Origin of the sequence: Parashewanella tropica (assembly GCF_004358445.1) — a bacterium.
Classification (GTDB): domain Bacteria; phylum Pseudomonadota; class Gammaproteobacteria; order Enterobacterales; family Shewanellaceae; genus Parashewanella; species Parashewanella tropica.
Genome location: NZ_CP037951.1, coordinates 2,839,082 through 2,852,646 on the forward strand (window position 1 = coordinate 2,839,082; position 13,565 = coordinate 2,852,646).

Genomic DNA, 13,565 nt, shown 5'->3' on the forward strand with positions numbered 1-13,565 from the left:
GCTTACCTTTCCCAATACGCTTCTTCTAAGCTGTCTTCCCTTTCTGGTAACGCTCTTGATAAACGTGGGCTATGTTGTGCTAACACTTCAAACGCTACACGGTTTGCATACTTACAAATTTGTGAGAATGAGGAGTAGCATAATCCGTTGGTGTCGTGCTTACTTGAACCCGGTACGTTCTCTTTGTGATACTCATTTGCAGACAAATCATGGAGCAATGCAGCAAGTGCACCATCACCCGCACCGTTGGTGTTGCGGATTTTCTCTGGTCCCCCCATATAAGGAGAGATGTGAGCGAAGACTTTGATCGGCGTCTCACAATCTTGTTTACGCTTAGGGCGAGAAAACTCATAGCGATTAAACTCAGGGATAGCGCCCGGCAATAGTGTGTGACGAGTTTCGCGCTTTTGTGATTCTTCAGTATAACCACCAGTGTAAAGCCCTACAGGCCCTGCAGTAGTGAGTACCATATCGCACCATTCAAGAGCAGCGTCACTTGCCAATAATGGATCAGCGTGGCCTGTTAATGCTTCGCCTTCATCTTCATTCATCGCAAGTATGGTGACATGTTCTTTAATAAAGTCTTGCCACCACAGAGGATCTTCAGCAATTAGAAATTTAGTCCCCAACGTCAATACTACAGGTACATCTGCTGCTTTGGCGTATTCAATCGCCGCCATTGCAGATTCCGTCATTCTATCTTCTTTGCTGGCTCTCATAAGGTAAGCCGTCAAAACAAGCGCAGAACTGTTTTGGATCATTTCTTTATTGATGTATTCAGGGCTAAGTTTATCCATTACCCCTTTACTGATAGCAAAGGTTCGCTCACCGCAATCTGAAATCAAAGTAAAGCATCTGCCCATTGAACCTTCTACAGGTTGCAGAAAGTTAAGGTCAACTTTTGAAGAGGTATCGCATAAATAACGATAAGAGTAACTGCCCACTTCGATGTTCTTACTCATCACACCGAATAACACTGAGCGATCATCAGCTAAGATAGAATAGTTATGAACCGTATTACCTATGGTCCCACCTGCAAATTCATCGCTAATCAAATCTTGAGCTTTAAGCTCTTGGTACAAGCGCTCCGCTTTTTCATCGTCAATCAGCGTCGAATTTCCTTTTGGTAACCCATAACGCTGAATGAGCTCATCCCCGACTTTTGCTTCTATATCAACTAAGGTTTGATCGATACCACAGATGTATGTTCTAACAGTGTTTGCTTGATGGTTGAGTTGCTTTAATAGTGGATCTCTTGTTGTAACGGGAAAGTAGTGTTTGGATTTTCGCTGACCAGGAAACTTCATATTCGGTTCTCTTATCTATGCATCCATGCAGCTGTAGTGATAGCAAGCTATCCTAAAGTGAAATTTGCCGAATTTTATCACATGAAAAGTCAGTTTTGCTATTGCTATTAGCGTAAGTGCTTTTTGAGCGTGACTTTTCTAAAGTGATCCGTGGTCATTTCTTCCATATAAAATGGATTGGTTATTTTCTTCCAAGTACTGAGCATTTTTTCAACACTATCTTTTGTTGTCAGTTTCCAGTTATCATCTTGGCTACCAGTTCTCATTTCAATGATATCAGTCACTTTAGCTCCTACTAAATCATGAAAAAGTATGCAGCACTCACTATCTACAGGAACTCGTGTAAAATCAGTATTAGGAATACTATTAACATACACTAATAAGGCTGGTATTTTTATTTTTTCTGCAACAGTTTTCTCAAGACTTTGTTCTAGTTCAGCCAAGTGCGACTCTTGATATTGCTGTCTCGGTAACTCTCCTTTAATTTTTAATACTATCTCTAATGCAACTTGTGGGTGTTCATTCTTATAGGAATCAATTAACCGTATAAATCCCTGCAAGCTTCGCTTTTCTGTAATTGTTGAACGCCCATCGCGCCCTATATAACTTATCGAAAATTCTCTATCAGTAGGATGAGTTCGTTGTGGAAAAGAAAAATTTAATGAGGCAGTTAGAACCTCTCCCATCATTCCTCCACTATCACCTAGTAATAATGGCCCCAATAAAAAACCTATATTCCTAGTTTGACGTGTACGCCTTTGCTGAGGGGGAACCTGAGACTGAGTAGTCATTCTTGAAGTTCTGTCTCTTCTACCGCTTTCTTGCCTTTGATTATTGAGAAGGAAAGATAGAAGAGGAGGAAATCCATTACTCGAGCCTCTATGATCTGAATTTTGTCTCTGGGGGAAAACACAATCTTCACATGGAGGCACTCCTCCCATATTAATAATTTCAAAGTCACCGACATCAGTAGTACATACGTTTGCTCCCGCTGGTTCTATATCAGCAGTGGTGACAGCACTGCGGCAATCTAATAAAAACGCTCGTTGATGTTCAAGTTCAGCTAGTTTAATTGAAGCAGACGATGATTCGTCATTTAACCACTGTATTAAATTTTTAGTTGCTTGCTCATTAGCGGTCTCAATTGATAGTTGAGAACTTATTAAAGTAGCATGGTAACGACTTCCTTGTTGCTTAATAGTAAAGTGCATGCCTTTACAATAAAACGCCTGACTTGTCTTAGCCGCACCTTTCACTCTAAGCGACACTAAATAAGCAGAACCTAACTCTTCTTTACTAGGGCATAAAGATTGACTAACACTGGATGGAAGTTCATTCACCATACGACACAGTTCAGAACATTTTTTAGATTGGTGTTGTAAGTGAAAAGCTTGAAATTGAAGCGCATTGGCTCTTACATTCGGATGATTGATGATACAGGTATATTGATCAAGGAGTTTCGCACTTTCTGATAGCTTAAAACGATCATAGCGCTCTGCTTTATGAGGGTGTAAACGCCTACTTACAGCACTTGGAGAAGTTTCAAAGCCCTCTACAAAAATAGTCAGTTGCTGTCCAACTTGTTTCAAGTTGGGTTTTATACACAAATAAGCATCACCAACTTTTAATGATTCATGTGTTTTTTCAAGGCCGTTGTGAATAATACTATGGTAATAGCTTCGCTCAAATTCTGTGTTATCAACAGCTTGAGTTAACTCAGAACATGTTGCCATAACTAAACTAATAAAGTGATTTTTATCAATAGTTTAGCACTGAAATTTAGTACACCTAATTAAAGATAATTCATCGCTGACTTATAAAGTAATTAACTCTAATATACAAAGCCTGTTCGATAGTAGACCTTTCAATTAAAACACTTAACTTGTTCAACTCACACTCAAATTCACGAAAGCAAGCTAACGGTATATCTTCAATTAGAATTTGTAGCTGCCCTCGAGGTCTTTACTCAAAAATGTCCAGAAACATAACTGGCAATTAATGATGAAACGGTAAAGGGTTGTTTTAATTATTCCGCTAACAAACACAATTGTCATTCGGAGTGCTCGGGGGTTACATTAGTTTGCCATTCAAAACTATCAGTTGGTAGATCAGGGTAATCGTCCATGTTAATCAATTCAAATGTATCTGACATAGCTACGTCTTTACCATCAGACGTAATTGAACAGCTAGTATCAATCAATAGAGTATGCCTATGTTGAACTTTCGCTCGACGTAAAATAATTTCTGTACCTTCGTCATTTAGCCATTCAGAAAGATCTTTGATTGCTTGTGCTTCTTCCTCTTTTGAGAACAAACCAGGGTTGAGTACCTGTACCTGATACTGATTATCTTGACGTTCAATTTTGAAGTACATCCCTTTGCAGAAGAAAAATTTGTTGGTTTCTTCACCTTTAATTTTCAGCGATTGTATATACGCAGCAATTAAATCTTCTCTATCAGGACAAACGATCACAGAAACACTGGAAGGTAATTCGTTAATTAAACCACATAATTCAGCACATTGGGCTTCGGGATGTAATCGTTGAAACTCTTGAAAGTGGTAAGCATTATTTCTCACATTAGGGTGATTGATAATACAAACAAACCGCTCAAGTATTTGATCATATTTAATAGGTACATCACCAGAGTCTTCAATAAAAAATGCGCCTAATCGATTCGGGCTACCTTCTTTTTCAGGCACAGTGGAAAGGTAAGGCATTCTAAATAAAAATATGTCATCTTTCATAGCCATTCTTTCTGCAACAGACATTTCAGATGTTATATGAATGCTAGCTTCACCCAACTTTAAAGCATCATGAGTTTGATCAAATCCCTCGCGCACAATGCTAAGGTAATACTGCTGTTCAAGATATGCGTTGTCTAACTGTTGTACTGACTCTACTCGGGTAGTCATATTATTAAAAAATAAATGAATGTTATTAATAACTCTAGCACCACATCTAAACGCACCTAATTAAAGATAATTCATGGCTAATTTTTCATTTTTTGTCTCGTCCTAAAATACGTTGACGGTTTTAATGTAAATCCAAGAGCATTTGCTCTTGGATTTTTTTATGCACTTGGTTCGGTGTTTTCATCTCTAAACTTAAATGCGGTCTCATATCGTTGTATATCGCTATTGATTCATCGATGAGCAACTTTAATTCATCAATATTTTTACATTGATATACAAGGAACTCCTGCTTCAGTATACCATTCACCCTCTCTGCGAGTGCATTTTGATAGCAGTCATAACCATCAGTCATTGAGGGTATTATATTATTTTGCTTAAGTTTATTCTGATAAATAGCAGAGCAATATTGTAACCCTCTGTCTGAGTGATGAATTGCGTTACGTCTATAACACCTATGGCTAACAGCCATATCTAGCGCTTTAACCACGTCTGTCGCTTTCATTCCATCACTTAATTCATAGCCCATTATTTTTCGACTATAAGCATCAGTGACAAGCGAGAGATAATGCACACCATCATCACTTTCCACATAAGTGATATCACTTACCAAGACTTCTTCAGCTCTTTGTGGCGTGTAATCCTTTAACAAATTCGGATGCTTTTTCATCCAATGCTTACTGTTAGTCGTTTTCCTATAACTACGCTTGGGTTGAATTAGCAGGTGTTCTTCCCTCAGATAGTCGAATAGGCCATCTCGCCCGAGCTTTATGCCTTCCTCCATAAGTTGAGGCTTCAGAAGATAGTACAGTTTCCTACCGCCTAATCGTGGCATAAATCGCCGTAACGCTAGCACCATATTTTTTACTGGAGCTAACATGATAGCCCGTTTTTTATCTCTATATTCCCTTTGATAAATTGATTGCCTCGTCATGCCAAGAAGCTTACAAGCCTTGCTTAAACTTACTTGCTTTTGTACCTGAAGGTTTCTTGCTCCTTGGCTATAAGCTTTTTTCGCAACCCTATACCATGTTCAGCATCAATAATATCGACGACTTCATTAAGTAATAGGTTACGTAACTTTTCATCCTTCAACTCTCGCTCTAAGCGCTTAATCTTTTGAGCTGGTGTTTCTTTGGCTTTAGGTGATTTAGACATGGTTATTTTCGGTGGTTGACACCAATCTAGCTTACCGTGTTTTCTCAACCATGTAAGTACTGTTGAGCGACCTTGGATACCATAGATTTTTTGAGCTTGCTTATAGGTCATATCACCTTTTTCAACAGCTGCAACAACCTGCAATTTAAAGCCTAATGAATAATCACGTTGTGTACGTTTTATATAGGTAGGATCTGGGTTTGTCATAATAAGTCCTAAATGTGTAAACACATTTCAGGACGGGACATTTAATAGATCAAAAAAGCCTGCTCAATGGCAGGCTTTTCATTCAACATTTTAAAACGTTTATTTTAAAACTGTAGCCAATTCAGTGCTTACATCAGAAACTGACTTAGTACCGTCAAACTTGTGGTATTCAGTTTTGGTTGTTTCAGCAACTTTGGTGTAGTAGTCAACCAGTGGCTTAGTTTGATCATGATAAATGGTCAAACGCTTGCGAACTGTTGCTTCTTCGTCATCAGGACGAATCACTAGGTCTTCACCCGTTACGTCATCTTTACCTTCTTGCTTAGGTGGATTGTAAACCACGTGGTAAACACGACCAGAACCTGGGTGAACACGACGTCCGCCCATACGTTTAACGATTTCTTCGTCAGGCACGTCAATTTCAATAACGTAATCAACATCAATGCCATTTTCCGTCATCGCATCAGCTTGTGGAATAGTACGAGGGAAACCATCAAGTAAGAAACCTTTTGCACAGTCATCTTGAGCAATACGCTCTTTTACTAAGCCAATGATCAAATCATCAGACACCAGTTGACCTGCATCCATCACTTTTTTTGCTTCTAAGCCAAGCTCTGTTCCAGCTTTAATCGCAGCACGCAGCATGTCTCCAGTCGAAATTTGTGGAATACCATACTTTTCCATGATGAACTGAGCCTGCGTTCCCTTACCGGCACCTGGAGCGCCTAATAGAATAATGCGCATTGCAAGAATCCTCTTTCGCATTGATACCCGTGACAATTTGAATTTGTATTAGGGGCTGTTTATCTTTCGAGATGGTTTTTCATCCTTAAAGATAAACAGCCCCTAGTTAAAAACGGGCATGTGAATATTAAGAAACGGTGATCTTCGCACATCTGACCTCATATGAGAAGAGTCACCCACTTTTTGAACATAACTAGTCAGTCGGAAACTAGTACAACAAGGTATACAGTTGACGACGATATTGGTTAGCCAATGTGTTTCCTTGACCAATCGCCGTTAAGATTTCCATAAACACATGCTTAACTTCACCATCTTGAGCCGATATATCTTTCTGAAGCACAGCAAATAGTAAATCCAGCGCTTCTTCATTACGATTCACTTGATGTAATGCTTTGGCTAGATTCATCAAAACCGCTAAATCTGTAGGGTTAGATTCAAAAGCTTGTTGAAGCTCTCTGATCTCTGGCGTATCAGCCGCATCTTTAGCCAAATCTAATTTCGCCATCAAACTATGGTAGTAACTGTCTTGATCGGCTAAACCGATACTTGCTAGTAGAGTTTCAGCTTGTGCCACTTCACCAACAAGCAATGACGCATCTGCGAAAGCTAAAGCAACTTCTGCAACCTGCGAATCTTGATATGCCGCTTTTAGCAATTCTAAAGCTTGAGTCACGTCTTCTGTACTACGAGCTTCATTCGCCAAAATTTGCTTAGCCTGCGCCAAGTTCAGTTGCCACTGTGCCGGTAAATGCTTTTCCAGTACTTCAAGAACTTCAGGACGAGGCTTAATACCCGCAAAACCGTCAATTGGCTGACCTTTGCTTAACAGCAAGGTTGTCGGCAGTGATTGAATTTGAAAATACTGTGCAATTTCAATTTGGGTATCGCAATCTACGGTCGCCAAAATGAAACGACTGCTATTTTCAGTGGCAATGGTTTGCATTTCTTGTTGAAATGCCAAGGTTTCCTGTTGCTGTTGTGAGGTAAAGACCATCACGACCAAATGCTCTTTAGAAGCATCGACAACTTGTTGAATGTTTTCTTTAGTTAGGGCAATGATGTTTGACATAACGATCCCATTTATACACCGAATCTAATTTCGGATAAAAAATAAGGCGGGAAATCCCGCCTCACTCTATTGCCAACTATTTCAAGCTAGCAACTAGCATTTGGTTCATCAACTTAATGAAGTTTGATGGATCGGCTAGGCTGCCTTTTTCAGAAAGTTGAGCTTGTTGCAGTAACAAGTTCGCCCAATCAGCAAAGGCTTGCTCGTCTTGCTCTTGATCCAGACGCTCCATTAGAGGGTGTTCTGGATTGATCTCAAATAATGGCTTAACTTCAGGTACTTCTTGACCAGCAGCTTCCATTAATTTGATCATCTGAGTAGACATTTCGCCCTCACCAGTAACCACACAAGCAGGAGTATCAGTTAGACGAGTCGTCACTTTTACATCACTCACTTTATCAGCAAGTACGTCTTTAACGCGCTTAACTAACGCTTCAGAATCAGCAGCAAGCTTTTCAGCAGCTTCTTTTTCTTCTTTGTCTTCTAAGTCACCCAGTTCTAGATCGCCCTGAGTTACAGAGTGCAGTTTCTTCTCTTTAAACTCATTTAAGTGATTTACTAACCACTCATCAATGCGATCGTGCATCAAGATAACTTCGATGCCTTTCTTACGAAGTAGCTCAAGGTGTGGACTGTGAGCCGCAGCTTCATAGCTATCCGCAACAATATAGTAAATCTTGTCCTGACCTTCTTTCATACGCTCGATGTACTGCTCAAGCGATGTGGTTGGCGCTGATGAATCTTCGTTGGTAGAAGAGAAACGAAGTAAGCCAGCGATGCGCTCTTTGTTAGCGAAATCTTCAGCAGGGCCTTCTTTCAGCACTTGACCAAATTCAGCGTAGAACTGTTGGTACTTTTCAGCGTCATTTTTCGCTAGTTTTTCAAGCATACCCAATACACGCTTAGTGATACCGCTTCGCATAGATTGAGTCACTTTGTTGTCTTGCAAGATTTCACGAGACACGTTTAGTGGTAAATCATTTGAGTCAATCAAGCCTTTAACAAAACGAAGGTATGAAGGCATGAATGATTCAGCGTCATCCATAATAAATACGCGCTGAACAAACAGTTTTAGCCCTTGCTTAGCGTCACGATTCCATAAATCCCAAGGGGCTTTAGATGGAATATATAGCAGGCTTGTATACTCGTGCTTACCTTCTACACGGTTGTGCGCCCATAATAGTGGATCAGTAAAGTCATGAGATACATGCTTGTAGAATTCGTTGTACTCTTCGTCAGTGATGTCCGATTTATTGCGAGTCCAAAGCGCAGTGGCTTTGTTCATGCCTTTCCACTCACCTTCGGTGGCAGCAATTTTTTCACCGTCAGGACCTTCAGATTCAGGCTGACCTTCTTCCCACATTTCAACAGGGATTGAGATATGATCTGAGTACTTGGTGATGATAGACTTCAAACGCCAGTCATCAGCAAATTCTTTTTCTTCGTCACGTAGGAAAAGAGTGATCTTAGTACCACGATCTTCTTTAGAGATGTTCTCTACCGAAAACTCACCTTCACCTTCTGACTCCCACTTAACGCCTTCGTCAGCGCCATGACCAGCGGCACGAGTCTCAACCGTTACTTTCTTAGCAACGATAAAAGCGGAATAGAAACCAACACCAAACTGACCGATCAGTTGTGAATCTTTAGCGGCATCACCCGATAAGTTAGAGAAGAACTCAGCAGTACCTGATTTAGCAATGGTACCTAAGTGCTCAATCACACCATCGCGAGTCATACCAATACCGTTATCTTCAATGGTAACTGTACCTAACTCTTTGTTCGCACTTACACGAACACGTAACTCTCCGTTGCCTTCATATAAAGCATCATTGGTTAAAGCGTTATAACGTAATTTATCTGCTGCATCCGCCGCGTTTGAGACAAGCTCACGTAAGAAGATCTCTTTGTTTGAATACAAAGAGTGGATCATGAGTTGGAGTAACTGTTTTACTTCGGTTTGAAAACCATGAGTTTCTTGCTGAGACATGAATAAACCCTTTTGAAACTAAAAACTATACGGCTACAGCCGCTCTAAAAATCTAATAATTAATAGATGGGGGATGTTTTTTTCATTTCAAGAGGAAAAATTAAGAATAAAGATGATTGGTGAGTTTTTCTAAATAAATGCATCTAATTAAAGTAACTAGATCAAATCATTGAGAAACTGTTTACTTTGATCTTTTAAGTTCATATCGTAAAACTTGCAAATGCATCTATGATGGAACCCTGTAATTGAATCTTCTAACTCTCCTATCGAGTCGTTCAAAGTTGAAGTATTAGTCTACAGTTTTTTTACAAACTCAGCTAACTTAGACTCAAATTGGACGTCTTGAATGTCTTTACTGGTATTTTGTTCTGTAAGAGTGGGGGCTATTACAAAGTCACTAAAATGATAATATTGTGGCTTAGACTCTCTTTGAATATGAACATTTCGAACTTCAATGTCGTTTAAAAAATAGGTAAGCAATTCACTTCTAAAATATGTTTGATATTCATAGAACTCAGGTAGCATGAGAGTGTAAACTCTTTCAGCTCCATCAGTGACAACACCTTCAAAAACGAATATAACACCGTCATCTACAGCTTCAGGCGGGAGGGTTTTAAATACACCGACAGGATCATTTTCTGGAATAAACTCCCACTTTTCATCGACATAAAAGTGGAAGCGAGCCTCCGAAGCTCTTTCTGAACAAATCATTGCTTTAAACCATAATTTAAACTCACCATAAATATAACTCAGCAAAAACCAAAATTAAGCCAAATTAAGTAAATTTAACTCCTTGATCACTTACAAACTTCTTCGCCCAGTAAATGATAATGCTAATGTTGTGCTATCTACATATTCCAGCTCACCACCAACAGGAACACCGTGAGCAATTCGGCTGACTTTCACTTCATATCTTGCAGCTATGTCACCAATAAAATGTGCTGTTGCATCACCCTCTACCGTTGGATTGGTCGCCAAAATAAGCTCTTTTATATCACCTGAAGCTAAATGCTGCTCGAGTAAATCCAGTCCTAACTCATCAGGCCCAACACCATCAAGAGGGGATAAATGCCCAAGTAAAACAAAATAACGACCAGAGTAATGTCCACCCGACTCAACCGCTAATACATCAGCAGGTGTTTCTACCACACAGATGGTTTCTGAATTACCACGTTTGTTACTGGCGCAAATGGTACATTTTTCTTCTTCAGTAAATGTACGGCAAGACTGACAATGCCCTACTTCACGCATCGCCTTTGCCAACGTATCGGCTAGATGCGCACCAGAAGAACGTTCGCGCTCAAGTAACTGAAACGCCATGCGCTGTGCCGACTTAGGGCCGACACCCGGTAAACAACGTAAAGATTGTATAAGCTCATCAACAAGAGGGCTGAATTTCATCATTAAGAGATAGCCTTACATAACAAAGCCCACAATGTGGGCTTAAAAACATGATAAAAAAGTATAACTGTCGTTGCAGAAAAGCTTTAAAACGGCATTTTCATGCCCGGAGGCATCTGCATGCCACCTGTTACTTCTGCCATTTTGCTTTTTTGATTTTCTTCAACACGGCGAGCTGCATCGTTACAAGCAGCGGCAATCAAATCTTCTAGCATTTCTTTGTCGTCATCTTCTAGAAGGCTAGGATCGATTTCAACTTTACGAACGTTGTGGTTACCTGTCATGGTTACTTTTACAAGACCTGCACCAGATTCACCCGTAATTTCCATACGTGCGATTTCTTCCTGCATTTTTGCCATTTTGTCTTGCATCATTTGGGCTTGCTTCATTAAGTTGCCCATTCCACCTTTTCCAAACATACAATTCTTCTCTAAGGTCTGTTGATATATTGGCGCCAATGTTACTTAATTTTTGGCACTATTAAAATCTAATTTGGCTATGCTCTCAGCTTTCGCCAGCATTTTTTCTCGTGGAAAGCCTAAGCTATCAATGTTTAAACTTGCTCCCATGTTCTGTTTTAACCAAGAAACATGTTCGTCTTGGTTGAGCAACTGTTCAGTTTCCTGCAGCAATGACTGATGAAAACGTTTACGAATTTCCAGTGGTGTCTCTCTTTTATCATCAACCCCAACTTCAACATTCAAAGTAACAGCTTGGTCTAAATACTTTTCCAACTCTGTCTTCAGTTGTTCTATGGCTACTGGAGCCGCAAGGTGCTTTTGATCAGGTTTGAGTAATAGTTGCAGGTTTTCTGAAAAGTCGAGACACACAGAATTTACCGCTAACTGCCTAATTCGCCCACCGAGCTCTAGTACTGACATTAATTTATACCAGTATAAGTCTGTAGCATCACCAGTCACTTCTGTCACTTGGTATTGAGGCTGTTCAACAACTTCAGGCTCTTTAGGGGCAATCGATTCCGGTTCTACAGTTTCAACGTTTGCCTGCTCTACAACAGGCTCTTCCCAAGGGGAGTATCTTCAGGTATTGCCTTAGCTACTGGCTCAGGTATTACTTCACTCGGTGTTTCTTGCGTTTTGGCTACAGGTTTCCTCTCCACAGACAAACTGCGTTTGCTTCGAGGTTCAGCCTTTTTTGCTGAAGCGTCCTCTTCTTCTTGTTCCGACTTTAGATCAAACAATAAAGCGTCTCGTGATGACAATATTTGATCTAGCGGATCATCACAGGATGACTCTACCGAACTTTGTTCTTGAGACTGTTCTGGTACGAGTACCGTATTAGCTTGATTAGAGTCAACTATAGTTGGCTCGATAATACCTTGAGGCTGCTCATTAACTGGAACAAAACCATCATCTTGCATTGTCTCCATTGATTGCATAGCCGCATTTACAGCTTCAAGTTCAATCGGAGGTACATCAGCCATTTGAGACTGATAACCTTGGCTTTCTGCTTGGCTAATCAATAAAGCTTGCTCGGCTTCTAACTCGTGAGCTTCAACTTTAACCTTAGTTTGTTGCTGTTGGGCAACAACTGTTGATTCAGTTTGCGTTGGAACCGCTGGAGTTTTGGAAACTTCAACTTTTACAGGCTCTGGAATAGAAACCTGTGAATCATCAGCTTGCTTAGCTTCCCATTTCGTCACTGGCGCCTGCGGTACAAAGGCAATTGCTCTGAGTAGCGCCATCTCTAAACCCGATTTAGGGTCTGGAGCATAAGGTAATTCTTTTCGACCAGAAAGTAAGATCTGATAATAAAGCTGTACTTGCTCTGGCGACAATTGCTCAGCAAAGGCTTTAATTTGCTCCGCGTACAGTGAAAGCTGAGAGGCAGCTGGCGCAAATTGAGTAAGCGTTATTTGATGTAACAGTTCCAACAGACTTCTAAGCACTTCTTCTGGCTCTGCACCAAAGCTGATGACCTTAGCTGTGGCTGTCATTAATTCGGTGACATCAGCTTTGCATAAAGCTTGAAGCAAACCAATGACATGACGTTCGTCTATGCTGCCTAGCATAGTTTGAACTTGTGTTAACATCACTTCGCCACCGCCAAATGCTATGGCTTGGTCGGTTAAGCTAAGAGCATCACGCATACTGCCATTTGCGGCTTTAGCTAGTAGTGTTAACGCTTCTTGCTCATGTTTGAGTTGCTCTTGCTCAAGCACATATTTCAGCTGATTACTGATGTCATCCTGAGTCAAACTCTTCAAATTGAACTGCAAGCAACGAGACAGAACAGTGATGGGTAACTTTTGAGGGTCTGTGGTCGCTAATAAGAACTTCACGTGCTCTGGTGGTTCTTCTAGCGTTTTTAGTAGCGCATTAAAACTGCTACGAGAAAGCATGTGAACTTCATCGATAAGATAAACTTTATAACGACCTCGGGTTGGTCGATACTGCACATTATCTAAGATCTCACGGGTATCATCGACTTTGGTTCTTGAAGCGGCATCCACTTCAATCAAGTCAACGAAACGTCCTTGAGCGATTTCAACACAGCTGTCGCACTGTCCACACGGAGTTGCCGTTACGCCTGTTTCACAGTTCAAACCTTTAGCAAACAGGCGAGCCAGACTGGTTTTACCCACTCCGCGAGTTCCTGTAAATAAATAGGCATGGTGAAGACGTTGCTGGGTGAGCGCATTGACTAATGCGTTAAGTACATGAGCTTGACCCACGACTTGCTCAAATGTGGCAGGGCGCCATTTTCTGGCTAACACCTGATATGACATGTATCTCCCTACTTGCCCTTTTGATTAAG

The 13,565-nt window shown here is 40.6% G+C and carries 11 protein-coding genes and 1 pseudogene; all 12 read right to left on the reverse strand.

Going from position 1 to position 13,565, the window contains the following annotated elements; all coding sequences use genetic code 11:
• Positions 1-2: 2 nt before the first annotated feature.
• Positions 3-1,307 (reverse strand): inosine/guanosine kinase, encoded by a 1,305-nt coding sequence (locus tag E2H97_RS12505; RefSeq protein ID WP_133407444.1) that lies wholly within the window; start codon positions 1,305-1,307, stop codon positions 3-5.
• Positions 1,308-1,414: 107 nt separating this feature from the next.
• On the reverse strand, positions 1,415-3,040 hold the full coding sequence (locus tag E2H97_RS12510) for a hypothetical protein (RefSeq protein WP_133407445.1): 1,626 nt from the start codon (positions 3,038-3,040) through the stop codon (positions 1,415-1,417).
• 317 nt (positions 3,041-3,357) lie between these two features.
• The gene (locus E2H97_RS12515) at positions 3,358-4,221 is read right to left on the reverse strand and encodes a hypothetical protein (RefSeq protein ID WP_133407446.1); all 864 of its coding nucleotides are present in this window, start codon (positions 4,219-4,221) and stop codon (positions 3,358-3,360) included.
• A gap of 121 nt (positions 4,222-4,342) precedes the next feature.
• Positions 4,343-5,583 (reverse strand): IS3 family transposase gene (locus tag E2H97_RS12520; protein WP_133406468.1). Its coding sequence is split into 2 segments (ribosomal slippage): positions 4,343-5,223 and positions 5,223-5,583, totalling 1,242 coding nucleotides; the frame shifts between segments, so codons are not numbered across the junction.
• A gap of 99 nt (positions 5,584-5,682) precedes the next feature.
• Positions 5,683-6,327 carry an adenylate kinase gene (gene adk / locus E2H97_RS12525; protein ID WP_133407447.1) on the reverse strand — a complete coding sequence of 215 codons (645 nt, stop codon included), beginning with the start codon at positions 6,325-6,327 and terminating at the stop codon, positions 5,683-5,685.
• Positions 6,328-6,535: 208 nt separating this feature from the next.
• A complete protein-coding gene (locus tag E2H97_RS12530; RefSeq protein WP_133407448.1) occupies positions 6,536-7,396 on the reverse strand; it encodes a tetratricopeptide repeat protein in 861 nt (286 codons plus the stop codon).
• Between the two features lie 76 nt (positions 7,397-7,472).
• Positions 7,473-9,386 (reverse strand): molecular chaperone HtpG, encoded by a 1,914-nt coding sequence (gene htpG, locus E2H97_RS12535; RefSeq protein WP_133407449.1) that lies wholly within the window; start codon positions 9,384-9,386, stop codon positions 7,473-7,475.
• Between the two features lie 294 nt (positions 9,387-9,680).
• On the reverse strand, positions 9,681-10,097 hold the full coding sequence (locus tag E2H97_RS12540; RefSeq protein WP_133407450.1) for a hypothetical protein: 417 nt from the start codon (positions 10,095-10,097) through the stop codon (positions 9,681-9,683).
• Between the two features lie 90 nt (positions 10,098-10,187).
• Positions 10,188-10,787: a recombination mediator RecR gene (recR, locus tag E2H97_RS12545; RefSeq protein ID WP_133408643.1), complete on the reverse strand. Its 600-nt coding sequence runs from the start codon at positions 10,785-10,787 to the stop codon at positions 10,188-10,190.
• Positions 10,788-10,873: 86 nt separating this feature from the next.
• Positions 10,874-11,206 (reverse strand): YbaB/EbfC family nucleoid-associated protein, encoded by a 333-nt coding sequence (locus E2H97_RS12550; protein ID WP_133407451.1) that lies wholly within the window; start codon positions 11,204-11,206, stop codon positions 10,874-10,876.
• 45 nt (positions 11,207-11,251) lie between these two features.
• Positions 11,252-11,716 carry a DNA polymerase III subunit gamma/tau C-terminal domain-containing protein gene (locus E2H97_RS19010; RefSeq protein ID WP_246028997.1) on the reverse strand — a complete coding sequence of 155 codons (465 nt, stop codon included), beginning with the start codon at positions 11,714-11,716 and terminating at the stop codon, positions 11,252-11,254.
• Between the two features lie 149 nt (positions 11,717-11,865).
• Positions 11,866-13,536, reverse strand: a pseudogene (dnaX, locus tag E2H97_RS12555) (DNA polymerase III subunit gamma/tau); the annotation flags it as partial.
• Positions 13,537-13,565: the final 29 nt, after the last annotated feature.